This is a genomic window from Flavobacterium sp. CF136, assembly GCF_000282055.1.
Classification (GTDB): domain Bacteria; phylum Bacteroidota; class Bacteroidia; order Flavobacteriales; family Flavobacteriaceae; genus Flavobacterium.
In genome coordinates this window covers 43,135-66,346 of record NZ_AKJZ01000015.1, presented here as the reverse complement: position 1 = coordinate 66,346, position 23,212 = coordinate 43,135, and the positions used below count along the sequence as shown (strand labels likewise).

At 33.2% G+C, this 23,212-nt stretch carries 23 protein-coding genes; 5 read left to right on the top strand and 18 right to left on the bottom strand.

Translation table 11 applies throughout. The annotated features are described in order from the left end of the window. Window positions 1–70 precede the first annotated feature (70 nt). Window positions 71–4,132: a DUF7948 domain-containing protein gene (locus tag PMI10_RS06420; RefSeq protein ID WP_007805839.1), complete on the top strand. Its 4,062-nt coding sequence runs from the start codon at window positions 71–73 to the stop codon at window positions 4,130–4,132. A gap of 104 nt (window positions 4,133–4,236) precedes the next feature. Here PMI10_RS06420 and PMI10_RS06415 read toward each other — a convergent pair whose 3' ends face one another. The 6 genes from PMI10_RS06415 to PMI10_RS06390 all read right to left on the bottom strand — a co-directional run bounded on the left by PMI10_RS06415 (window position 4,237) and on the right by PMI10_RS06390 (window position 9,399). Next, window positions 4,237–4,884: an SdpI family protein gene (locus tag PMI10_RS06415; protein WP_007805837.1), complete on the bottom strand. Its 648-nt coding sequence runs from the start codon at window positions 4,882–4,884 to the stop codon at window positions 4,237–4,239. A gap of 4 nt (window positions 4,885–4,888) precedes the next feature. After that, window positions 4,889–5,143 (bottom strand): autorepressor SdpR family transcription factor, encoded by a 255-nt coding sequence (locus PMI10_RS06410; RefSeq protein WP_007805836.1) that lies wholly within the window; start codon window positions 5,141–5,143, stop codon window positions 4,889–4,891. 136 nt (window positions 5,144–5,279) lie between these two features. Beyond that, a complete protein-coding gene (locus PMI10_RS06405; RefSeq protein WP_007805834.1) occupies window positions 5,280–6,557 on the bottom strand; it encodes an MFS transporter in 1,278 nt (425 codons plus the stop codon). 190 nt (window positions 6,558–6,747) lie between these two features. Further along, window positions 6,748–7,266, bottom strand: a complete 519-nt coding sequence (locus PMI10_RS06400; protein ID WP_007805833.1) for a hypothetical protein — start codon at window positions 7,264–7,266, stop codon at window positions 6,748–6,750. 85 nt (window positions 7,267–7,351) lie between these two features. Next, entirely contained in the window at window positions 7,352–7,993 is a 642-nt protein-coding gene (gene prfH / locus PMI10_RS06395) for a peptide chain release factor H (protein ID WP_007805832.1), read from the bottom strand. Between the two features lie 14 nt (window positions 7,994–8,007). After that, window positions 8,008–9,399: an RtcB family protein gene (locus PMI10_RS06390; RefSeq protein ID WP_007805831.1), complete on the bottom strand. Its 1,392-nt coding sequence runs from the start codon at window positions 9,397–9,399 to the stop codon at window positions 8,008–8,010. Between the two features lie 586 nt (window positions 9,400–9,985). On the opposite strand from PMI10_RS06390, the gene bshC reads away from it, so the two are divergent. The 3 genes from bshC to PMI10_RS06375 all read left to right on the top strand — a co-directional run bounded on the left by bshC (window position 9,986) and on the right by PMI10_RS06375 (window position 13,481). Continuing rightward, window positions 9,986–11,575, top strand: a complete 1,590-nt coding sequence (gene bshC / locus PMI10_RS06385) for a bacillithiol biosynthesis cysteine-adding enzyme BshC (RefSeq protein WP_007805830.1) — start codon at window positions 9,986–9,988, stop codon at window positions 11,573–11,575. Window positions 11,576–11,690: 115 nt separating this feature from the next. Beyond that, window positions 11,691–12,962, top strand: a complete 1,272-nt coding sequence (locus PMI10_RS06380; RefSeq protein ID WP_007805829.1) for an acyltransferase family protein — start codon at window positions 11,691–11,693, stop codon at window positions 12,960–12,962. Window positions 12,963–13,061: 99 nt separating this feature from the next. After that, entirely contained in the window at window positions 13,062–13,481 is a 420-nt protein-coding gene (locus tag PMI10_RS06375; protein ID WP_007805828.1) for a nucleoside-diphosphate kinase, read from the top strand. Between the two features lie 123 nt (window positions 13,482–13,604). Here PMI10_RS06375 and PMI10_RS06370 read toward each other — a convergent pair whose 3' ends face one another. Further along, the gene (locus tag PMI10_RS06370; protein ID WP_007805827.1) at window positions 13,605–13,901 is read right to left on the bottom strand and encodes a DUF721 domain-containing protein; all 297 of its coding nucleotides are present in this window, start codon (window positions 13,899–13,901) and stop codon (window positions 13,605–13,607) included. Further along, a complete protein-coding gene (locus tag PMI10_RS06365; protein ID WP_035631496.1) occupies window positions 13,882–14,322 on the bottom strand; it encodes a hypothetical protein in 441 nt (146 codons plus the stop codon). Before PMI10_RS06365 ends, PMI10_RS06370 begins: the two co-directional genes overlap by 20 nt. 284 nt (window positions 14,323–14,606) lie before the next feature. On the opposite strand from PMI10_RS06365, the gene PMI10_RS06360 reads away from it, so the two are divergent. Further along, window positions 14,607–15,677, top strand: a complete 1,071-nt coding sequence (locus PMI10_RS06360; protein WP_007805825.1) for a serine hydrolase domain-containing protein — start codon at window positions 14,607–14,609, stop codon at window positions 15,675–15,677. Window positions 15,678–15,714: 37 nt separating this feature from the next. Here PMI10_RS06360 and PMI10_RS06355 read toward each other — a convergent pair whose 3' ends face one another. From PMI10_RS06355 to PMI10_RS06310, 10 genes are all read right to left on the bottom strand, one after another. Further along, a complete protein-coding gene (locus PMI10_RS06355; RefSeq protein ID WP_007805824.1) occupies window positions 15,715–16,320 on the bottom strand; it encodes a Zn-dependent protease in 606 nt (201 codons plus the stop codon). A 195-nt stretch (window positions 16,321–16,515) separates the two neighbouring features. Next, window positions 16,516–17,469: a signal recognition particle-docking protein FtsY gene (gene ftsY, locus PMI10_RS06345; protein WP_007805821.1), complete on the bottom strand. Its 954-nt coding sequence runs from the start codon at window positions 17,467–17,469 to the stop codon at window positions 16,516–16,518. A gap of 268 nt (window positions 17,470–17,737) precedes the next feature. Beyond that, window positions 17,738–17,890 (bottom strand): DUF4295 domain-containing protein, encoded by a 153-nt coding sequence (locus tag PMI10_RS21855; protein ID WP_007805819.1) that lies wholly within the window; start codon window positions 17,888–17,890, stop codon window positions 17,738–17,740. An 8-nt stretch (window positions 17,891–17,898) separates the two neighbouring features. Next, window positions 17,899–18,081, bottom strand: coding sequence for a 50S ribosomal protein L33 (gene rpmG, locus PMI10_RS06340; protein ID WP_007805817.1), 183 nt, complete (start codon window positions 18,079–18,081; stop codon window positions 17,899–17,901). 27 nt (window positions 18,082–18,108) lie between these two features. Further along, a complete protein-coding gene (gene rpmB, locus PMI10_RS06335) occupies window positions 18,109–18,345 on the bottom strand; it encodes a 50S ribosomal protein L28 (RefSeq protein WP_007805815.1) in 237 nt (78 codons plus the stop codon). A 71-nt stretch (window positions 18,346–18,416) separates the two neighbouring features. Beyond that, complete coding sequence (locus PMI10_RS06330; protein ID WP_007805813.1) at window positions 18,417–19,670, bottom strand: CinA family nicotinamide mononucleotide deamidase-related protein; 1,254 nt, start codon at window positions 19,668–19,670, stop codon at window positions 18,417–18,419. Between the two features lie 214 nt (window positions 19,671–19,884). Continuing rightward, window positions 19,885–20,229, bottom strand: a complete 345-nt coding sequence (locus PMI10_RS06325; RefSeq protein WP_007805812.1) for an Hpt domain-containing protein — start codon at window positions 20,227–20,229, stop codon at window positions 19,885–19,887. Next, window positions 20,229–20,840, bottom strand: coding sequence for a fumarylacetoacetate hydrolase family protein (locus PMI10_RS06320; RefSeq protein ID WP_007805810.1), 612 nt, complete (start codon window positions 20,838–20,840; stop codon window positions 20,229–20,231). The genes PMI10_RS06325 and PMI10_RS06320 overlap by 1 nt, the downstream gene beginning before the upstream one ends. Before the next feature lie 65 nt (window positions 20,841–20,905). Continuing rightward, complete coding sequence (locus PMI10_RS06315; RefSeq protein ID WP_007805808.1) at window positions 20,906–21,676, bottom strand: 3'-5' exonuclease; 771 nt, start codon at window positions 21,674–21,676, stop codon at window positions 20,906–20,908. Window positions 21,677–21,844: 168 nt separating this feature from the next. After that, complete coding sequence (locus PMI10_RS06310; RefSeq protein ID WP_007805806.1) at window positions 21,845–23,161, bottom strand: dihydrolipoamide acetyltransferase family protein; 1,317 nt, start codon at window positions 23,159–23,161, stop codon at window positions 21,845–21,847. Window positions 23,162–23,212: the final 51 nt, after the last annotated feature.

The following is a 23,212-nucleotide window of genomic DNA, read 5'->3' as shown; positions in this document are numbered from 1 at the left end:
AGATTCGACTGCTTACTTTACTTTTATTTTGTATATATTTAATTACATTTGCGGCAATCAAATTATTCGGATGAAACATACATTACTTTTATTTTTTTTTATAATTAGCCTGCAATCATTTTCTCAAAACGTAAATCAGTCAGTTGGTTTTAAAGAAAATAAAGGACAAATTATTAATCAAAAAGGAAAACCAAATACTGCTGTAAAATATTTATTGAATACTAATGGATTAAATGTTCAACTTAAAAAAAAAGGTTTTTCATATGATATTTATGAAGTAAAAAAGATTCCAATTGTTTGTTCAGAAAAATCAAAAACACTTACCCATAAAATTCCCGAAAAAGAAAAAACAGAGCAAACTGACTATACATTAGAATATACATTTCACAGAATCGACATTGACTTTGTAAATGCAAATTCAAAAGTGGAATTAATTACCAGCCACGAATCAAAAGATTTTGACAATTATTACAATATTCCTAATAAACCTGATGGTATTGTTGGCGTTCATCAATACAAACAAATTACTTACAAAAATATCTATCCTAATATTGATATAGTTTTTACAGTTCCGAATGATCCTCAAAAAACAGTTGAATATAATTTTATAATTTATCCAAAAGGAAAAATATCTGATATCCAATTAAAATTTAATGGTGCAGAAACTGAATTGGTTGATAATAAAATCCAGATGAATGTTCGTTTTGGAAAAATGGAAGAAACGCTTCCTGCGAGTTGGGTTGAAGATGGAGGAAGCAAAAAGGAGATTGCTGTTGGATATAGGAAGGTTAAAAAAGATGTTTATGGATTTGATTCCGATCATTATGTTGATGGGAAAACTATTGTAATTGATCCTGTACCACTTAGACTTTGGGGAACTTATTATGGTGATAGATATCTTACTAACCAACCAAATTCCATTAATTTTGATAGTCTGGGTAATACTATTTTTACCGGAAGTAGCGAAAATAATAGTGGAATAGCTACTGCAGGCGCTTTCCAATCAACTTCAACTATTTTCGGTTCTGCTTTTATGGTTAAATTAAACTCAGACGGGTTGAGAATTTGGGGCACATACTTAGGAGGATCGGGAGTGCAAGCTGCTAAAATTAATTCTCAAAATGAGATTTACATAGCTGGATATGCATCTTCAGGAGTGCTCTCGACACCAAATTCTCACAAAGAAACTTTAGATTCTACAGATGCTCTTTTAATGAAATTTGATTCAAATGGTCAAAGAATCTGGGGAACTTATTTTGGAGGAAAAAATTTCGAACGTGCAGACGCGATTTCTTTAGATAGTAATGAAAATATAATAATAGCAGGAGAAACCCATAGTATTGAAGGAATATCTACTCCCAATGCCTATCAAAAAACATTAAATGCTTCTCCTGATTTATATTCAGGATTCTTTGCCAAGTTTGATAAAAACGGAAATAGGCTTTATGGCAGTTATTTTCCAGTTGTAATTAAATGCAGTACAATTGACCAAAACAATAATGTCTTTTTTGCCGGAAATAAGTATGTTGATGATTTCTTTAATTACTATCCAAATATTTCAACACCTGGGGCTTTTAAAACAACCCAAAATTCCGTAGATGGATTTTTAATAAAGTTTGACCTCAATTTCACAAAACTTTGGAGTACCTATTATGGTGGAGATAAAAGTGATACAGACACATCTGAAAATTCAGATTTAATAGAAGGGATTGGCTATGATAATTTGAATAATGTATACATAATCGGTACTACAAAAAGTTTAACTGGTATTTCCACTGCAGGAGCATTTAAAACTTCACAAAATACAGGTGGGCAAGATGCCTTTATAGCAAAATTTGATTCGAACGGAAATAGAATATGGGGAACATATTTTGGAGACAACTCTACTCTTTATACAGATTCAGGAACAAACTGTTTCATTTCACCTGAAGGAAATATATATTTAATTGGATACACAGATAGTCAAAACAATATTGCTACTCCAAATTCTTTTCAAAACACCGTTAAACGCGGACCTGACGGATTTATTGCAAAATTTTCAACAACCGGGGAGTTAAACTGGAGTACTTATTATGGTGGAATAGGAGGTGATTTCCTTAAAAGTATTGATTATTCTAACGGAAAAATTGTCGTTTCTGGACGCACTGTTTATGATGACTCGAAAGATTTAAGCACACCTGGTACACATAAAGAAAATGGAGGTGGATTTATTGACATTTTTGTTGCTGAATTTCAAGATTGCGAACTAACTACAACACTTTCTAGCAACTCTCCAGTCTGCATCGGTAAAACATTAGAACTAAAAGCATCAGGAGGAACTAATTATTCATGGTCTGGACCAAACGGTTTTACATCGACAGATCAAAATCCGACAATTGCAAATGCAGCAATAGCTAATAGCGGAGAATACAGTTGTTTAATAACTGGAACTGGTGGTTGCGATGACACTAAAAAAATTACTGTTGTAATTGGAGATATAGAAGCTCCAGTTCCTAATATTGTAACATTACCAACAATTACTGGCGATTGTAATACTGTAATAAATACAATCCCAACTGCTACAGATGTCTGTGTAGGACAAATTACAGGGACAACTACAAATCCTTTATCTTATAGTTTACCAGGGACTTACACAATTGTATGGAATTATAACGACGGAAACGGAAATTCGTCAACGCAAAATCAAGCTATTACGATTACTGACCAGCCATTACCAACTGCAAACTCTCCACAAACCTTCTGCCTTCAACAAAACGCCACTTTAGACAATGTTGTTATCACAGGACAAAATATAAAATGGTACAATGCCCAAACAGCAGGAACACTTTTACCAAGTACAACTATACTTCAAAACAATGGTGTCTATTATGCATCTCAAACTATTAATGGCTGCGAAAGTGATAGAATACCAGTAACTGTCAATATTCAAAATACCTTAGTACCAACCGGAGATGCAAATCAACCTTTTTGTACTGGTCAAAATCCGACAATTACAGAGATTCAAGTGACAGGAGATTCAATAAAATGGTATGATGCGTTAAGTAACGGTTCTTTATTAGCAGAAACCACAAATCTTGTTAACGGTAAAACCTATTATACTTCTCAAACTGTTAATAATTGTGAAAGTCCTCGATTTGGAATTACTGTTTCAATTGTAAATACCCCTTCTGCTCCAGCAGGAAATGCAAATCAGTCATTTTGCAAAAAGGACAATGCAGCTCTAAGCAATATTATAATGCAGGGGCAAAATATAAAATGGTACGATTCCAATATCGCAACAGCTGCATTACCTAACACCACTTTATTAGAAAATAATAAAACGTATTATGCTTCAGAAACTATAGGCTGTGAAAGTAATAGAACTCCTGTTTTAATTCAGATTTATGACACTCCATTGCCAACAGGAAATAATAATCAACAATTTTGTATTGATGAAAATGCAACCATCACCAATATTAACATTACAGGAGCAGCTATTAAATGGTATGACTCTGCTATTAATGGAAATGTTTTGACCGAAACGACTTCACTTCAAAATAGTGTTTATTATGCTACGCAAACACTAAACAATTGTGAAAGCGAAAGGTTTGCTATTAGTGTAAAAATTCAGGATACAAAATCTCTAATAGTAGATATTAATCAGAGTTTCTGTGTACAACAAAATGCAACAATAGATAACATTAAAATTTCAGGAGAAAACATAAAATGGTACAATGATTTAATTGCAGGAACAGAATTATCAGAATCAACTCCTCTCGAAAATGGAATTACCTATTATGCTTCACAAACCGTAAACAATTGTGAAAGCGATAGAACTCCAATTACTATTCAGATTCTGGAAGCCACAACTGCAGACTGCATTAATTATGTTGAAGAGCTCCCTTTTCCTAAGTTTTTTACTCCAAACAACGATGGTTACAATGATACCTGGACAATTGATTTTGCTTATTTGAAACCAAATACCGGAATCCGAATCTTTGATCGTTATGGAAAATTCATCAAAGAATTAACTGTAAATACTGTCTGGGACGGAACTTACATCGGACAGGATGAGCCCGCTTCGGATTACTGGTTTACCGTTACCCGATTGAATGGTGCAGAATTTAGAGGCCATTTTAGTCTGAAACGATAATAACATAAAAAACAAAAGCTCTTAAAAGAGCTTTTGTTACTTTAGTATTTCGGTTAAAATTGAGAAAATAGTAATCAAAATTAAAGTGAAGATTTTTACAAGAATCATTTTTTGATTTGTTTAAATTTAAAATAAGAAAAAAGAATTGGTACAATTACAATTATTACCATAACACTTATCAAGCTATACTTTAGTAGTTTATTTGAAAGCAATAAACCTGACAGTACAATTATTACCCCTCCCAACATCCAAAGTTTTCCTGAAAATGCATGTGTAGATTTCCAAACTTCTTTATTTTCAAGAGTCCAGGGTGTTCTTATTCCAATAAAATAGTTGGGTTGTATCACTTTAAAATAATTCCCTAAAACTATAAACAAAAAACCAATCAAAGTATTAATCAAGCCTGGATTTGACAGAGACTCATTTTTAGAAATATTTACAATTATTAAGGCTAAGCCGGAGAAAAATAAAAGTAAGATGAATTTTAGCTGATAAAATTTACCACCCATTACTTCTAATCTTTTCTTAGGATCAATTTTAGGAATAATAAGCATAAGAACATACAAAAAAATTGTAAATAAAAATACGATTATAATCAATGTATATTTTTCTCCCCATCGATCAATTTGTCCATTATAATTCCAATGTACTGGCACTTTCTCAGGGAGATTATTCCAGATTACAGCCAAATACACAAAAGGTACCAAAACAATTCCTATTAACGGAAGCTCTTTTTTAAATTCTAAATTCATCTTATTATTTTTTAAAAGTTAGTATCCATTGTAAAACATCCTCCATTATTGTAGTATTAATGGAGTAAATAATAAACTGTCCATTTTTTTCAGAAGTAATTAAATCTGCTCGTTTCAAAATATCCAAATGATGGGAAATACTGGGCTTTGAAATATTAAAGGCATCTGCTATTTCTCCTGCAGACAAATCTTTCTGTTTCAAAAGTTCGAGAATTTCTCTTCGAGTAGCATCGTTTAAAGCTTTAAAAATAGCATTCATATATTTATATATTTAGACAAATATCTAAATACTTTTTATATTAACAAAACATTTTATATATTTATTTATTTTCGGAAACAAAAAAAGGTAACGATTACAATCATTACCTTCATAATATCCTAATAAATTATAGTTTCTAAAACTTATGTTCCTTCTTACTAATTGCCAGTAAAGAAAATAATGAAATACAAGCTGCTGAAGTCAGATATATACCTACATAAGTTAAACTATAAGTGCTTGCCAGCCAAATTGCAATCATCGGGGCAAAAGCAGCACCAAGGATTCCTGCCAGATTAAAGGTTAATGAAGCTCCGGAATAACGAACTGTGGTAGGAAATAATTCAGACAAGAATGTTCCTAAAGGTCCATAAGTAAATCCCATTAAAGCCATTCCAGTACATAAAAAGAATGTTACCATAGCTGAACTTCCTGAATTTAGAAAATACGAAAAGAAAAAACCAAAAAGAGCAATAGCAGTCGTGGCAATAATCAACATTTTACGACGTCCTATTCTATCCGCAACTACTGCAGAAATTGGAATAAAAAAGGCGAAAAACAATACTGAAAACAACTGAATCAATAAGAAATCTCTTTTAGCATAACCTAAATCAGTGGTTGCCCAACTCAATGTAAATACAGTCATCAGATAAAATACTAAGAATGTTGTAATGGCTGCTAATGTCCCGAAAATCAATTGGTTTTTATACGATTTAATCAAGGTCAAAAATGGAATTTTTACTTCTTCATGTTCCTTTTTTGAATTCTCAAAAGAAGGTGTTTCTGTAATTTTAGTTCGGATATAAAATCCAACTACTACCAAAAGAGAACTGGCAATAAAAGGAATTCTCCAGCCATAATCCATAAAATCTTCGCTACTCATTGAATCCGTTAACAACAAGAAGGTTCCTCCCGAAAGTAACAACCCAATTGGAGCACCCAGTTGCGGAAACATACCATACCAGGCACGTTTGTTTGGTGGCGCATTTTCTATAGCCAGCAAAACTGCTCCTCCCCATTCGCCTCCTAATCCAACCCCTTGTCCAAATCGACATAACATCAATAATAAAGGAGCAGCAACACCAATACTGGCATAACCTGGTAAAAAACCAATGGTCACAGTCGAAATACCCATCGTCAACAAGGCGGCAACTAAAGTAAACTTGCGTCCGATTTTATCTCCATAATGTCCAAAAAATGCCGAACCCAGAGGGCGCGATAAAAAGGCAATTGAAAAAGTAGCTAATGATTCTAAAGTTGCCATGGTCGCATCAGAACCCGGAAAAAATAATTGTGGAAAAACCAATACCGCAGCATTGGCATAAATATAAAAGTCGAAAAATTCGATTGTGGTACCTATTAAACTGCCAAAAAGAACATGCCTTAAAGAATTCTTTTGATTGGGGTTATTTTTCATATGGTTTTGGTATAGATTTTTTTTTTAAGAAAACAGGGTATAAAAATGATTCTTATTTCTGAAAGTAACAAACATTTATCTTTAAAAATACAGCATCATTGTGAAAAACTCAAAATCTAAATAGTTGAGATTTGAATTACATAAAGTTTCTGAAAAATAAAAAGGATGCCATGATGACATCCTTTCTAATTTATTTACTTTTTTTCCTGACCGGTTTTTCTTTTTTAGAGACCTTATCCAATTTTTTATTTAATCGCTTTTCGGTCTCTTCAATAAGATAATCATATTCATTACTTAAAGTTACAAGTCTTGCTTCTTTTAATACTTTCAACGCTTTTTTGAAATTTTTCCGGCTTTCGAAAAGCATTACTTTTTTAAGAAGAATTTCAACTTTATTAATTCCTTTAATGGTCAAAGCAAAATCTATAAGTTTGGCCGCCTCCGAATAATCTTCATTCAAAACTAAAGTATTAATGTAATACGAATAAACTTCGATTGCATTGATATTAATGGAGATTGCCTGCTGAAAAAATTCTTTGGCTTCTTCATATTTAAATAATTGATCAGCCTGAACGCGCCCGTATAAGCATAATGCCATGGTATTTTTATCATCATAAGACAACGCATAATCCAATGATTCTATGGTTTCAACCAGCGAATATGGATAATTGTCCAATGCTTCAAAAATGTATTTATCTACTGTTTTCATATATGATTTTTTTTAGAAATCCAAAAATGAGAGTTATTAATCCCGATCGAAATAATCTTCTCTTTTTAATCTTTGTCTTTCCTGTTTATATTTTTTTTTCCTGTTTTTGTTTTTTAAAATCCGAACCCTGAAAAACCCGAACCGGATTTCCCCGCTGAATCTGCAATTGATTCATCCATTGTACCTGAAATTCGGCTTTAAACTGCTTTACGGTTTCTTCTCTGAATTTCTGCAATAATCTTTCGGTTGCCAGTTTTTTATTCTGATGCTGCGAACGTGAATCCATCGAAACGACACTAATTCCGGTCGGAATATGAGTCGCTCTGACTGCCGAACTAACTTTATTTACGTGTTGGCCACCGGCTCCTGAACTTCGCATTGCCTGATATTGAATATCGTTTTCAAAAATTTCTGTTGCAGTTGATTTTTCAATTTCGAAAATTCCGATAAACCAATTTTTTCTTTTATGAAATTTTCTAAACTGGCTTTGTCCAATCCACTGAATCGTTCCAATCCATGAATTGGCAAAAGCATTTAGGTTATCACTTTCGAGTAAAATTGTTGCCGTTTCTACGGTTCCGTTCTCGATTCCAATTTCTCTTTGGAGCATCGTCGTTTTAATATTATTCTCCTTTGCTTCTTCTATAAAGGTTTTTAAAACCTGAGCCACAACCCAGCTGCATTCAGCTGGGCCACGACCCGATGTTATTTGAATTATTTTTTCCATAATTTCTGTTTTTTTTAGCGGTCCATTCTAACAATCTTTGGTGTGAATGTACCGAGCACATCGACCAATTCGTTCTGATTTGCCATTACTTTATTAATGTCTTTATATGCCATTGGAGCTTCATCAATATTTCCGCCAATTAAGCTGACATCATTTGCTTTCAGGACTTTATTAATCTCACTTTGCGTAAATGATTCTTTACATTTTCTACGTGAAAAAAGTCGTCCGGCACCATGCGATGCAGAATTTAAACTTTCAGTATTACCTTTTCCCTGAACAATAAATCCCGGAGCCGTCATCGAACCGGGAATAATTCCCAATTCACCAACGTTTGCAGGAGTTGCACCTTTGCGATGCACAATTGCTTCCTTTCCGTTTACGATTTCCTTCCACGCAAAATTGTGATGATTTTCGATTGTAACAACAACTCGTTTTCCTATTGCTTTTGCAATTCGGCGATGAATATCATCGTGGCAGGCTTTTGCATAATCCCCGGCTAAATTCATAGCCATCCAATATTCCTGACCATCATGTGTGTTTAAATCTAACCACGCCAAGTGTTGAACATTTTTCGGTAACGGACATTGTTTTGTGGCCAGATAGGTATAATGTTTGGCAATATTTGCTCCCAAACCTCTTGAACCACTATGCGAAAGCACCGCAAAATATTCACCAACTTCAATTTTCCATTCGTTAAGCGGATTTGTAATTTTTGCAATTCCAAATTCAACAAAATGATTTCCTCCACCAGACGTTCCCAGCTGTTTGTAAGCTTTACTCAAAAGATTTTTCAAAAGCGGAATATCCTGAAATTCACTTCGGCTAAACAATTCATGATCCGCTTTTATAGTGTGCGTTTCATACATTCCAAATTTTGTATTGTCTTTTAGAATTGCCTGCAACTGATGGTCTTTTCCTTTGAAAAATGAAGCCGGAATATCAAAAATTGATAAACTCATTCTACATCCGATATCCACACCGACTCCGTATGGAATCACAGCATTATCTGTTGCAAGTACACCTCCGATTGGTAATCCGTAACCCGAATGTGCGTCCGGCATTAAAGCTCCGGCTATTGAAATTGGTAATTTTAAAGCATCGTACAACTGATACTTCGCCTGTTCATCAATTTCATTTTCTCCGAATATCGAAAACGGTGCCCGTGTATTATTTAATTGATGCATTCGCACTTGTACCGGATTTACTAATCCTTCAGCAACTTTTCCCCAGGTTCCGTGTCCGGTAAATTTTTCAGGAAACAGTAAAACTTCTTTGGCTTCGGTTAGTATACTCTCTTTTTTTTCTCTTTTTCGGTATCTGTTTATTTGCCCTAAAGCAATATTGATACTATTATTTTTTGGAAAGCCTATTTTAATCAGGTCTTTTCCGGATAATTTATTTCCCATTATATTTTTAATATTGATATTCTTTTCAAAATCAATATTGCAAATTGTTAATCGTGCAAAAGGAAATGCTTAACATCTTAAATCATTTTAAAAGAAATAAGAATATTTGCAAAACACATAGCTGATTAACAGCAATACTGATTTTGATAAACATTTTATCAGAAACAGATAAATTGAGTTCTGGTAATCGGGAATTTTTTGAAGAGTCTAGAATAAAAAAAAGCCCGAAAGTTAATTTACTTCGGGCTTGTTCATATATCTAAAATTAATTTGCTATGATTGAGAAAAGCCACGAAGACACATACCAACAGAATCTGATTCTGATGCGATGTTTTGAGAGGTAAAGTTTAATACAAACATTGTCTTCGTTGTTAATAGTTAGTGATTTATTTTTCTGAGGCAAATTTTGTAAAATATTTTCCTAATAAACAAGTTAATATTGAAATATTTTCAAACAACACTTAAAAATCACTGATTTACAATTACTTACAATAAAAAATAAAATTCAAATCATAAGCAATCGTTAAAACCATTTTTAACTACATATTTTCATTAAATTTACAGCTATCAAAATAAACCCAAAATTATGCCTACCGACTGTATCAGCTACCAAAACTCAGGATATTTTTCTACTTTGATACATGATTATTTAGAACAAAAATCGGACTTAAAACCGCTATATAATAATTTTCCAACGCTGGAAAACTTTGAAAAACAAATCACCGAAAAAAAGCAGAATTTCAATAATCAGAACCGAATTCCGTTAGTTTCTGTTTTAAAAGAACAATATTTGTCAATTGAAATTTCAGATTTAACCAAACAAAACATTGAGCTTTTATCGTCAGAAAATACATTTACGGTTACAACCGGACATCAATTAAATCTTTTTAGCGGACCTTTATATTTTCTTTATAAAATCATATCGACCATTAATCTTACCAAAGAATTAAAATCGAAATACCCTGCATATAATTTTGTTCCCATTTATTGGATGGCAACCGAGGATCACGATTTCGAAGAAATTAATTATTTTAACTTTAAGGGAAAAAAATTCAGATGGAATACTGAAAGTAATGGCCCCGTTGGAAGACTTTCAACAGAAGGATTAACCGAATTTTTCGAAATATATGCTTTAGAATTAGGGGCGAGTACAAATGCAAATACATTAAAAAAACTGTTTGAAGACTCCTATTTAAAACATGATAATCTTGCCGATGCAACTCGATTTTTAGCGAACAGTTTATTTGCATCGCAAGGTTTGGTTATTGTAGATGCTGATAACGCCGACTTAAAACGTGCATTTATTCCTTATATAAAAGAAGAGTTATTAGAGCAAACTTCATTTAAAGCTGTTCAGGAGACTATTGAAAAACTAAAAGATTATACGGTTCAGGTAAATCCGCGTGAAATCAATTTATTTTATATTGAAGACAATTTACGTGAACGAATAGTTTTTGAAAATGATAAATTCATCATCAACAATACCAAAACTTCATTCTCAAAAGAAGAAATTCTAAAATTACTGGAAAGTAATCCGGAGAAATTCAGCCCGAATGTGATTATGCGTCCGCTGTATCAGGAAATTATTTTACCGAATTTATGTTACATTGGCGGAGGCGGAGAAATTGCTTACTGGCTGGAATTAAAATCTTTTTTTGATGCTGTAAATATCACTTTTCCGATGATTTTAGTTCGAAACTCAGTTCTCTTAACAACTGAAAAACAAGCTAAAAAAGCAGACCAATTAGGCTTAACCTGGAAAGATTTATTCACCAAACCAAGCGATTTAACAAATGTCATAACACATAAAATTTCAGAATTTCCAATTGACTTAACCCCTCAAAAAGAAATTCTTGAGAAGCAATTTGAATATCTATTTGAGTTAGCTCAAAAAACCGATAAATCGTTTACCGGAGCTGTAAAAGCACAAGAAATAAAGCAGACAAAAGGTTTGGAAAATCTTGAAAAACGCCTGCTAAAAGCACAAAAAAGAAAATTAAAAGATCAATTAGATCGTGTTACAGATTTACAATGCGAATTATTTCCGAATAACAGTTTACAGGAACGCCAGGCTAATTTTTCTGAATTTTATTTAGAAAAAGGAGAACAACTGATTCCATTATTAACTCAAAAATTAAGACCTTTAGAAACTAATTTTTCAATCATAACAATATAATTATGTGTTACAACGATAATTTCAGGATAAATAACCACCTGGTCCTGAAATTATTGTCTCTTAAACCAAATAGCGACTTTTAAAAATTATTAACTAATCAATTTACCCAAAACCAATGGTAAAAGAACGCTTAATTTCGCTAGATGTCTTTCGTGGACTCACTATTTTATTAATGACAATTGTCAACAACCCTGGAGATTGGGGCCATGTTTTCCCTCCACTTTTACATGCCAAATGGAATGGCTGTACTCCAACCGACTTAGTTTTTCCATTTTTTATTTTTATTATGGGAGTTGCAGTTCCCCTTGCAATGCCGGATAAAATATACGATGACACTACTTTCAATAAAATTCTGGTTCGTTCCTTACGAATGTTGTGTTTGGGGATTTTCTTCAATTTCTTCGAAAAAATACAACTTTTTGGTTTAGAAGGAATTCCGCTTCTTATTGGCAGATTAATTATTACAATCGCTGTTGGATATGTTTTAATGGGTAATTTCAGTTCTAAACTAAAAAATATTTTTGCTTTCTCAATATTAATAATTTATCTGTTTTTAGCCTATAGCGAAATCGAAGCTTATCAGGATGTACGTCTTCCGGGAGTTTTACAACGAATTGCCGTTGTTTATTTTGTTGTTTCGTTATTATACCTAAAAACATCTCAAAAAACACAAATCATAACCGGAGTTTTTTTATTATTAGGATATTGGGCAGTTATGAACTTGATTCCCGTTCCCGGAATCGGAGAAGCGAATCTGGAAAAAGGAACCAATTTGGCTTCATGGCTCGACAGTATTCTGCTTAAAGGTCATATGTATCACGAAACCAAAACCTGGGATCCGGAAGGAATTCTAAGTACAATTCCATCAATAGTAAACGGAATCATTGGTTTATTAATCGGACAATTACTATTTCTTAAAATAGCTAAAATAGAAATCGCTAAAAAAATAGCATTGATTGGAATAGCATTAATTATTACCGGATTACTCTGGAATATTGTTTTCCCAATAAACAAATCAATCTGGACAAGTAGTTATGTATTGTACACAACAGGATTAGCTGCAACCACTTTGTCTGTTTTATATTTTATAATTGACATTGCTGAATATAAAAAAGGATTCAAATTGTTTTTAATCTGGGGTGTAAACCCGATGATTGTGTTTTTCGCTTCACAGATTATCCCACAGGCACTGGTAATGATTCAATTTGAAAACCCTCATAAAACCGGTAAAGAAATTAATCTTTTAAATTATCTGTATCGTTATGATATCGCACCTTTTTTCAGCAATCCAATGATGGCTTCATTTGCCGGAGCTTTGGTATATGTTGGAATCTGGACCTTTATTTTATGGATATTCTACAAAAACAAGCTCATTTTTAAGGTTTAATTGCCATAACATCATTTCATGAAGTTTTAATTATGAATTTATTAAAATCAATTCATAAAAAAAACCTACTTTTGCACAAAATTTAAAAAACGCAAGAAAATGGCAACAAATAGAACTTTTACAATGATTAAGCCGGATGCTGTTGCAAACGGGCATATCGGGAATATCTTGGCAATGATTACTAATGGAGGTTTCAAAATCGTTTCATTAAAACTAACTCAATTAACTGTAGCTGATGCGCAGGCATTTTATGCTGTACACGCTGCAAGACCTTTCTACGGAGAATTAGTTGAATTTATGTCACGCGGACCAATTGTTGCTGCTATTTTAGAAAAAGATAATGCAGTAGAAGATTTCAGAACTTTAATTGGAGCTACAAATCCTGCTGAAGCTACTGAAGGAACTATTCGTAAAGCATACGCAACTTCTATCGGAGAAAACGCAGTACACGGTTCAGACAGCGACGAAAATGCTGCTATCGAAAGTGCATTCCATTTTGCTGGTAGAGAGCAGTTTTAATTATTAGTTTTCAGTCGCAGTTTTCAGTGACAGAAGGCCTTAAAAAAAACCGTTTCAAAATTGAAACGGTTTTTTTATACCTTACCTTAGTTTAGTCTGAAAACTGAGACTGAGACTGAAAAACTACCTCAAGACAACATCCTTAACTACTTCCCTGCCCAGTTCTTCATTAATCATTTTAATTATTTTAGACTTTCCATGGCTCAATTCATCTCTCAGGACAGAGGAGCCAAGTTCAACATAAAGTGTACTTCCTTTCAAAACAACATTTTTCGTATACGTATTCACCCCATTCCCCATGAGTTGTCTCCAGGCCTCCTTCACATCAATCTGATCCATTCCGGGTTGAAGTTTATTCACTTGAATAATCTGCTGCAGAACAGCGCCAATCGTACTTTCGTTATTTAGTCTCTTTGCCATCGTTCAGGATATTTATTGGTCCGGATTTTTTATAATGATATTCTTTATTCTGCTCATTTTTCACCACAAATTTTTCATCCGAAATCGAAATTAATTCCTCACTCCACTTCGCGTAAGCTGTCTTATAATCCAGAAAAGTTCCTTTATCTGTAAATCGAACCGATACATTTTCAAAAGAATTACCGGTTAAAAAAGTTCCATCCAATTGTGGCATAACCTTCTTTCTAATTCCTGTATTTCCTTTCATCTTAAAAAAATCAAAGCTTTCATTCATACCATAATCTTTTTCCTCGCCTTTATCAAAAACCACTTTTTCGATTTCCCAATAACCATTCAATTTTGCAATATCTGCCGGTTTTATTTCCTGTTTGCAGCCCACAAACAAAAGCGACAAAACCAAAATCATAAAAGTGTTTTTCATATTTATTATATTAAAATTCAATAACTGTCATTCTAAACGAAGCCTTTTGTCATCCTGAGCGAAATCGAAGGAAGGAGCTGTTTCCTGCTGTCCGACTGTATCTTTTGTGGCAAACCCTGCCACAAAAGGATGCCGCTCCCATCAGGGCTAGGACTCCGGTATTCAAAAGAATATTTTGTGAACTACAAAGTTAACCTATAAAATTCAAAAGAAATAAAAATTCACAAAAGCCATTAAACTATTTTACATATTTTTGGTCAAACCTAAAACCAAAACCTAAAAACATGACCAAAACTATTTTTAAGCTGATGATAATTTTAAGTTTTATTAGTTGCAGCAAAGAATCATCCGGGGACGACTCAACTCCCACACAAACAATGTATTTCCCCCCATTAACAGGAACTACGTGGGAAACACAATCAATTTCAGACTTAAAATGGAATCAAAATGCCGTACAGCCACTTTTGGATTACCTGGAGCTTAAACACTCTAAATCATTTATAGTTTTAGTAAATGGAAGAATCGTTTTAGAAAATTATTTCAACGGACATTCAGCAACTACAAATTGGTATTGGGCAAGTGCCGGAAAAACATTAACCTCAACAGTCACAGGAATTGCACAGCAAGAAGGTTTTATTAACATCAATAATAAGGTTTCAGATTATATAGGTCAGGGCTGGACAAGCGAAACAACTGCTCAGGAAAACCTCATTACCTGCAAAAATTTACTAAACATGACATCAGGATTAGATGACAGTACAGACGATGTTGATCCTGCCAGTCTAATTTACAAAGCCAATGCAGGAACACGCTGGGCATATCATAATGTATATGTAAAGTTGCAAGATGTCGTAGCACAGGCAAGCGGACAAACCTGGCAAAATTATTTCAATGCCAAATTAAGAGATAAAATTGGCATGAATGGTACTTGGGTACAAATTGATAATAATAGCGTTTATGCAAGTACATCCAGAAGCATGGCCCGCTTTGGACTTTTGATGCTCAATAAAGGAAAATGGGACAATACTACTATCTTAAACGAAGCCTATTTTACTGAAGCTACAAATACTTCACAAAATATTAATTTAGGATATGGTTATTTATGGTGGCTTAACGGAAAAGCGAATTATCATTTACCGCAATCTCAACTACAATTTAATGGAAGTTTAATTCCTACCGGCCCAAACGACATGTTTATGGCTTTGGGCAAAAATGACCAAAAAATATATGTAATTCCAAGCAAAAAAATGGTAATCATTAGAATGGGCGATGTTGCAAATCCTGAAAATCCAACTTTTGCCTTATCCGGTTTTGATGAAGAGCTATGGACAAAAATTAGTGCTTTGTATCAATAATTAAAACCCAGCAAAAAGACTTGAAAAAGATAGTTATTTATATTAATTGCCAACCCTTACTTTTTAAAAAGCTTTTACAATAATTGCAAAAATCTTTTTCTTCATCCAGCGGGTTTCCTCCTTCAGCATCGCGCATTAAACATGTTTTTGCTTTACAATGAGGCAAGCCCACCGTATGACCTAGTTCATGCAAAACTAATTTATAAAACTGTTGATTTTTATTTTTGAATGATAATCTAAAATCAGAAACTACACAAGATTTCCCAGGTTTATAGCCCAATCCCATAACACCCCAATCTTTAATTCCGTTTTTAGTAGTACTGATATCAGAATTCGACAATCCAACGATTACTGAATCTTTCCCAATAGTATTAAGAAGTGATTTTATAATACTGTCAGCACGATATCTGTTTCTGGGTTTATAATAAGCATTTTCAGGAAAAGGAATATTTTGTCTCAAAACTACATTAGAGTTAATAATCTTGATTTGATCAAAAACATTCTTTGCCTGATACGATTTAAAATTACCTAAAGGCTGAATAACAATGACCTTTTGAACTGTTCTTTTTTCTATACTATTTTCATTTTTCTCTTTTGTACAAGAAATTAAGCTGAAAAGCATAATGAGAAAATAGTATTTCATAAGTAATTTTATTTTTTAGTACTTATTCTTTTTATCATACCTGCGAAAAAGAATCCAAGTCCTAAAATCAATAAAATATAATAAAAGGAAAGACTTTTATCTTTTAGAACATTTGCCAAAACAAAACACAAAACGCTTGCGAAATAAAAAGTAACAGGCGTTATATTTTTTAAAGAAGAAAAACTCATTCTGATATTATTTAAAAAAACTATCTACAAATTCATATTTATTAAAGACCTGTAAATCTTCAATGCCTTCACCAACTCCAATATATTTTACAGGAATCTGAAACTGGTCTGAAATACCAATTACAACACCACCTTTTGCAGTTCCGTCCAATTTAGTTACAGCAAGCGAAGTAACTTCTGTCGCAGCAGTAAATTGTTTTGCCTGCTCAAAAGCATTCTGGCCGGTTGAACCATCTAAAACCAAAAGCACATCGTGTGGCGCATCAGAAACAACTTTCTGCATTACACGTTTTACTTTTGTAAGTTCGTTCATTAAATTAATTTTATTATGAAGACGTCCGGCAGTATCAATAATAACCACATCGGCATTTTGAGCAACCGCTGATTGCAACGTATCAAAAGCTACAGAAGCTGGATCACTTCCCATATTTTGTCTAACAATTGGGACATCAACACGATCTGCCCAAACCTGCAATTGATCGATCGCAGCAGCACGAAAAGTATCTGCAGCTCCTAAAACTACTTTATAACCAGCTTTTTTAAACTGATAAGCCAATTTACCAATAGTAGTTGTTTTACCAACTCCATTAACACCAACAACCATTAAAACATATGGTTTTTTATCTTTAGGGATTTCAAATTCAGTTGCCTCACCTCTATTGGTTTCAGATAATAAAGCACCAATTTCGTCACGAAGAATTTGGTTTAATTCTTCTGTTCCTAAGTATTTATCTTCGGCTACTCTTTTTTCAATTCGGGTAATGATTTTCAAAGTGGTGTTTACTCCAACATCTGAGGCTACCAGAATCTCTTCCAGGTTATCTAAAACATCATCATCGACTTTAGATTTTCCAGCTACAGCTTTGCTTAACTTTGAGAAAAAAGTTGTTTTAGATTTCTCAAGACTTTTGTCTAAAGTCTCTTTTTTATCGGTAGAAAATAATTTTTTAAAAAAACTCATTTTTTGTAGGTTATTAGATTGTTAGACTCAAGATTATTAGATAAATCTGAAATCCTAATCTTTAAAGAAACTAAAATTGTTTTTTAATTAGCCCCGATTGCAGTGGAAATCCTTTTATTCTGGAGTTCAGAATAAAAGATTGAAGCGGAAAGCGGGAAACTATGTATAAAAAAAGCCAATTATTATGCTTCTCTAAATTTAGACAAATATAAAAAATAAAAAAGCTACTTCCGAATGAAAGTAGCTTTTCTATATATTGTAATTGTTATTATTTCTTTTTCAAGAAAGTATCAACTTCTTCAGGTGCCATAATAGATTCTACGAATGTATATGCGCCAGTTTTAGGAGATTTTACCATTTTGATGGCTTTTGATAATCTCTTAGAAGATGTTTGTAACGATGCTACGGTTTTCTTTGCCATGACTTAAATTATTTAATTTCTTTATGAACAGTTACACGTTTTAAGATTGGATTAAATTTTTTAATCTCTAATCTGTCCGGAGTATTTTTTTTGTTCTTAGTTGTTATGTATCTTGAAGTACCTGCAACACCAGTAGTCTTGTGCTCAGTACATTCTAAAATTACCTGGATTCTATTACCTTTCTTTGCCATCTTGCTATATATTTATTTAGGAAAGGATTATTTGATAAATCCTTCTGACTGCGCTTTTTTCAAAACTGCAGAAATTCCATTTTTATTAATTGTTTTTATCGTAGATGCTGCTACTCTAAGAGTAATCCATCTATCTTCTTCTGGAAGATAAAAACGCTTTTTAACTAAGTTTACAGAAAATTTTCTCTTAGTTTTGTTCATAGCGTGAGAAACGTTATTTCCTACCATCGCTCTTTTACCTGTAAGGTCACAAACTCTTGACATTATACTTATCTTTTATCGTTATTCAAAATCAGGGTGCAAAGAAAAGAAAAATAAACGATTGTAGCAAAAAATTAATGCACATTTTTTAAAATTTCTTTCTGTAATATTTCCAAACTCTTAATAACAGCTCTATCTATCACTTTCTCACGTGGTTGACCAAAATTAAATTCTTCAACAATTATATCATCCGGAGTTGCCAAAGCTATAAAAACAGTCCCAATCTCTGCATCTGAATCCCCTTTTGTTGGCCCGGCGTTCCCGGTTGTCGCAATTGCATAGTCAGTTTTAAGTATCTTTTTCACATTCAAAGCCATAGCTGAAGCCACCTGTGCACTTACTACCGAATACTGATCAATTACTTCTTGTGAAACCTCAAGTACGTTAACTTTAGTTTCGGTTGCATATGAAACTATACTGCCTTTAAAATAATTTGAAGCTCCCGGAACAGCAGATAAAGCTGATGCGATTTTTCCGCCCGTAAAACTTTCTGCTGTTGAAATAGTTCTCTTTTGCTTTGTAAGCATTTTTCCAACAACTACTTCAATTGTTTCATCGTCATCAAAACCAACTATGATATCATGAATTATAGCATCCAGAGATTGCACATTGGCCTCAATAGCAGCGTCTAATTCTTCTTTATTAGTCCCTCTTGCCGTTAATCGTAATCGCACTCTTCCGGGGTTTGGCAAATAGGCTAATTTAATAAAATCAGGCAGATTATTTTCCCAATTTTCAATACGTTCTGCAACTAGGCTCTCCCCTTGCCCATAAGTTAAAATCGTTTTATGAATAATATACGGACGTTTATATTCGCGGACTATCTTTGGTATTATTTCGTTTTCGACCAAATATTTCATTTCAAAAGGAACCCCGGGAAGCGAAATAAATACAGTGTTTTCTTTTTTCATCCACATACCCGGTGCAGTACCTACCTGATTGTGAAGCACTGTACACGTAGACGGAACCAATGCCTGATCTTTGTTTATTTGCGTAATTGGCCGTTTAAAATAACCTTCTATCAGCTGCGTTACATGTGCTAAAACTTTTGGATCAACTACTAATTCATCATTAAAGTAATCACAAAATGTTTTTTTAGTAACATCATCTTTTGTTGGCCCTAAACCTCCGGTAACAATTACAACATCAACTTTATTTTGTAATTGTGCAAAAGTATCTAAAATGTGTTTTTTATCATCACTTATTGAAATCATTTCAGTGACTTCAACTCCAATTCGATCAAGTGATTTAGCAATAAAACCGGAATTTGTATCAACAATCTGCCCAATTAAAATTTCGTCTCCAATTGTAATGATTACTGCTTTCATATCATTAACTTATTTTTACTTACAAGAATGCAAGTCATTATTTAAAAAGAGGTTCTTGTTACATGATTTGCGTGAGGGGTAGAAACGGCATCCTTTTGTGACAAAAGCAACACCTGATTAAACTAATCTTCAGGAACAAAAGATACAGTGAATAACCAGACCTAATTCTTGACCGATTTGAAAAAAAAGGCAAAAATTGGGTCACGTCCAAATATTACAAATCAAAGTCTTTTTTTATTTCTTTTATGGCTTCTTTAACCTGTGTTTTTATGCTTTTAAAAGTTTCTACAATTTCTTTCTTTTTACCTTCTGCTTTTGTCCAGGCTTCAACTTGTAAAATCTCCTCAAAAGCGACATTCAGTCCCATTAAATCAAGTGTAGGTTTTATTTTATGTGCATAAGAATATGCATGTTTGTGATCTTTTTTCTTAATCCCTTCTTTAATTTGTTTTAAATCTTCCGGGACTTCGGTAACAAATAATCTCAGAATTTCATTTACAAACTCTGTATCATTGTCTGAAAGTGCGTATACTTTTGATAAATTATATTTTAATGCCATTATTTTACTTGTATTCTAAATAATTTTTTATCCTCTAAAAAGCCTTCTAAAACATCATTTGGCTTAACTGCTGCGACTCCTGCCGGTGTTCCTGTAAAAATAACATCACCTATTTTTAATGTAAAATATTGTGATGCAAACGAAATAAGTTCATCTATTTTCCAAATCATAAGATCGGTATTACCTTTTTGAACAGTTTTACCATTATTTGTCAATTCAAAAGTAAGATTTTCTACGGAACTAAAAAGTGTCTTGGGTAAAAAATCCCCAATAACTGCTGAACCATCAAAGGCCTTGGCTTTTTCCCAGGGCAATCCCTTCTCTTTCAGCTTTGTCTGCAAATCACGAGCGGTAAAATCAATGCCTACACTAATTTCATCATAATATTTATGTGCGAATTTTGGCTCTATATATTTTCCCACTTTATTAATTTTAACAATAATTTCGATTTCATGATGAATATCCTCTGAAAATTCAGGAATTACGAATGGATGCTGTTTTAACAAAACTGCAGAATCGGGCTTCATAAAGATTACAGGCTCGGCAGGCTTTTCATTTTTTAGTTCTTCAATATGATCGGCATAATTTCTGCCTATACAGATTATCTTCATTTTTCCAGTTGTAGGTTATCAGTTGTAGGTTGTCAGCAAAAAGCTATCAACAAACAACTATCAACTTATTTTGTATTTAATTTTCTTAATTTAATTGCTGTTAAAACTTTTTTGGTATATAAAGGAAAATCAGCATTTTGAATCCAGCTGTAATACCCCGGTTCTGATTCTAATACTTTCTCTACTTTTGCTCCTTTGTGTTTTCCGAAGGTAAAAATTTCTTCGTTGTCTTTATCAAAAGCAATCATTCCTGCAAAATCAGCAATTTTTTTACGGGTTGTAAATTCTGACAATGATTTCATGTCATTTTCTAATTCCGGATAACGATCCAGCTGCGCTTTCAGGATATCATAAGTTGCCATTGTATCCGCTTCTGCTGAATGGGCATTTTCTAAGCTTTTCCCACAATAAAATTTTAAAGCAGCACTCAAAGTACGCTCTTCCATTTTGTGAAAAATAGTCTGCACATCGACCGAAACTTTATTTTTCATATCAAAATCAACACCTGCACGAAGCAATTCTTCAGCCAATAACGGGATATCAAAACGATCTGAATTAAAACCTGCCAGATCGCTATCTTTAATCATATTATAAACTTGTGGGGCTAATACTGCAAAAGTTGGTTCATTGGCCACTTTTTCATCAGTGATCCCATGTACCGCAGTTGTCTGAGGAGGAATAGGAATTGTCGGATTCACTAACCAAGTTTTGCTTTCTTTATTTCCGTTTGGAAAAACCTTAAATATTGAAATTTCCACGATTCTGTCTTTTCCGATATCAATACCTGTTGTTTCTAAATCGAAAAAGCAGATTGGCTTACTGAGTTTGAGTTCCATTTTATAGTTTTTGAATGTTACAAATGTAATTTTTATAGCCGAATTATCACAAATTTATTTACTGTAATCATCTGTTAAATTTATTCTTTTATTAAATATTTATCGATAAAAACAAAAAACCGGCAAGTTTAAAATTTTGCCGGTTTTGAAATACATTTTTATATGCTTTTAGAAATCTCTGTCTACATCAAAAGCCTCAAGATATTCTGCTACACGTTTAACAAAACTTCCACCTAAAGCACCATCTACAACCCTATGATCATAAGAGTGCGACAAAAACATTTTTTGACGAATTCCGATAAAATCACCCTCAGGTGTTTCGATAACGGCCGGTACTTTACGAATAGCTCCTAAAGCTAAAATCCCCACTTGTGGCTGGTTAATAATTGGTGTTCCGAAAACACTGCCAAAACTACCCACATTCGTTACAGTATAAGTTCCGCCTTGTGTATCGTCCGGTTTTAATTTTCCGGCCTTTGCACGATTACCCAAATCGTTTACGGCTTTTGCCATTCCGACAAGATTTAACTGATCTGCATTTTTAATTACGGGAACAATTAAATTTCCATTAGGTAAAGCAGCAGCCATTCCTAAATTTATATTTTTCTTTTTGATAATATAATCGCCTTCAACAGAAATATTCATTCCCGGAAAATCTTTTAATGCTTTTGCGACAGCTTCCATCATAATTGGCGTAAAAGTCAGCTTTTCACCTTCTCTTTTTTCAAAAGCGGCTTTGATCCTGTCTCTCCATTTTACAATATTGGTAACATCAACCTCAATAAACGATTGTACGTGTGCAGAAGTTTGAACCGAAGCCACCATATACCCTGAAATCAGTTTACGCATCCTGTCCATTTCAACAATTTCATCTTCACCATTTACAGAAACAGGAACAGCTTGCTGGCTTTTTTGAACTTTTGCTTCAACTACTTCAGGAATAGGAATAACAGTTGATTTTACAATGTTTGATTTACGATCTTCAATGTATTTTAAAATATCTTCTTTTGTAACACGACCTTCTTTCCCTGAACCGGAAATACTTTCTAATTCAGCAACAGAAATACCTTCTTCTTTAGCTATATTCTTTACCAGTGGAGAAAAGAATTTATCCGAATTAGAAAAATCCTGAGGAACTGAAGTTATTTCTTTTGCAACTTCAATTGTTTTTTCAATTTCAGCCACTTCTTTAGAAATAGTTGGTTCTTCAGTTACCTTATCAACCAGTAATGATGACACATCACTTTCTGTTTCAATAATGGCAATTGTTTGTCCAACCTGAACCAAATCATCTTTTCCAAATAATTGTTCAACCAAAATTCCAGATACTTCACTTGGCACTTCACTGTCAACCTTGTCAGTTGCTATTTCCAGTACAGCTTCATCAGCTTCAATTTTGTCCCCAACTTCTTTCAACCAGTTTGTAATAGTTGCCTCAGCGACACTTTCTCCCATTTTTGGAAGCTTTAATTCAAATCTTGCCATATTATTAACCTAAAAGGTGATTTTGGTTTTCAGATTGCGAAATTACTGAAT

What these genes read in the sequence shown, in the direction of transcription:
- PMI10_RS06420 (WP_007805839.1), top strand. Translation starts at nt 71, where the DNA reads ATGAAACATACATTACTTTTATTTTTTTTTATAATTAGCCTGCAATCA.
- PMI10_RS06415 (WP_007805837.1), bottom strand. Translation starts at nt 4,884, where the DNA reads ATGAATTTAGAATTTAAAAAAGAGCTTCCGTTAATAGGAATTGTTTTG.
- PMI10_RS06410 (WP_007805836.1), bottom strand. Translation starts at nt 5,143, where the DNA reads ATGAATGCTATTTTTAAAGCTTTAAACGATGCTACTCGAAGAGAAATT.
- PMI10_RS06405 (WP_007805834.1), bottom strand. Translation starts at nt 6,557, where the DNA reads ATGAAAAATAACCCCAATCAAAAGAATTCTTTAAGGCATGTTCTTTTT.
- PMI10_RS06400 (WP_007805833.1), bottom strand. Translation starts at nt 7,266, where the DNA reads ATGAAAACAGTAGATAAATACATTTTTGAAGCATTGGACAATTATCCA.
- prfH (WP_007805832.1), bottom strand. Translation starts at nt 7,993, where the DNA reads ATGGAAAAAATAATTCAAATAACATCGGGTCGTGGCCCAGCTGAATGC.
- PMI10_RS06390 (WP_007805831.1), bottom strand. Translation starts at nt 9,399, where the DNA reads ATGGGAAATAAATTATCCGGAAAAGACCTGATTAAAATAGGCTTTCCA.
- bshC (WP_007805830.1), top strand. Translation starts at nt 9,986, where the DNA reads ATGCCTACCGACTGTATCAGCTACCAAAACTCAGGATATTTTTCTACT.
- PMI10_RS06380 (WP_007805829.1), top strand. Translation starts at nt 11,691, where the DNA reads ATGGTAAAAGAACGCTTAATTTCGCTAGATGTCTTTCGTGGACTCACT.
- PMI10_RS06375 (WP_007805828.1), top strand. Translation starts at nt 13,062, where the DNA reads ATGGCAACAAATAGAACTTTTACAATGATTAAGCCGGATGCTGTTGCA.
- PMI10_RS06370 (WP_007805827.1), bottom strand. Translation starts at nt 13,901, where the DNA reads ATGGCAAAGAGACTAAATAACGAAAGTACGATTGGCGCTGTTCTGCAG.
- PMI10_RS06365 (WP_035631496.1), bottom strand. Translation starts at nt 14,322, where the DNA reads ATGAAAAACACTTTTATGATTTTGGTTTTGTCGCTTTTGTTTGTGGGC.
- PMI10_RS06360 (WP_007805825.1), top strand. Translation starts at nt 14,607, where the DNA reads ATGACCAAAACTATTTTTAAGCTGATGATAATTTTAAGTTTTATTAGT.
- PMI10_RS06355 (WP_007805824.1), bottom strand. Translation starts at nt 16,320, where the DNA reads ATGAAATACTATTTTCTCATTATGCTTTTCAGCTTAATTTCTTGTACA.
- ftsY (WP_007805821.1), bottom strand. Translation starts at nt 17,469, where the DNA reads ATGAGTTTTTTTAAAAAATTATTTTCTACCGATAAAAAAGAGACTTTA.
- PMI10_RS21855 (WP_007805819.1), bottom strand. Translation starts at nt 17,890, where the DNA reads ATGGCAAAGAAAACCGTAGCATCGTTACAAACATCTTCTAAGAGATTA.
- rpmG (WP_007805817.1), bottom strand. Translation starts at nt 18,081, where the DNA reads ATGGCAAAGAAAGGTAATAGAATCCAGGTAATTTTAGAATGTACTGAG.
- rpmB (WP_007805815.1), bottom strand. Translation starts at nt 18,345, where the DNA reads ATGTCAAGAGTTTGTGACCTTACAGGTAAAAGAGCGATGGTAGGAAAT.
- PMI10_RS06330 (WP_007805813.1), bottom strand. Translation starts at nt 19,670, where the DNA reads ATGAAAGCAGTAATCATTACAATTGGAGACGAAATTTTAATTGGGCAG.
- PMI10_RS06325 (WP_007805812.1), bottom strand. Translation starts at nt 20,229, where the DNA reads ATGGCATTAAAATATAATTTATCAAAAGTATACGCACTTTCAGACAAT.
- PMI10_RS06320 (WP_007805810.1), bottom strand. Translation starts at nt 20,840, where the DNA reads ATGAAGATAATCTGTATAGGCAGAAATTATGCCGATCATATTGAAGAA.
- PMI10_RS06315 (WP_007805808.1), bottom strand. Translation starts at nt 21,676, where the DNA reads ATGGAACTCAAACTCAGTAAGCCAATCTGCTTTTTCGATTTAGAAACA.
- PMI10_RS06310 (WP_007805806.1), bottom strand. Translation starts at nt 23,161, where the DNA reads ATGGCAAGATTTGAATTAAAGCTTCCAAAAATGGGAGAAAGTGTCGCT.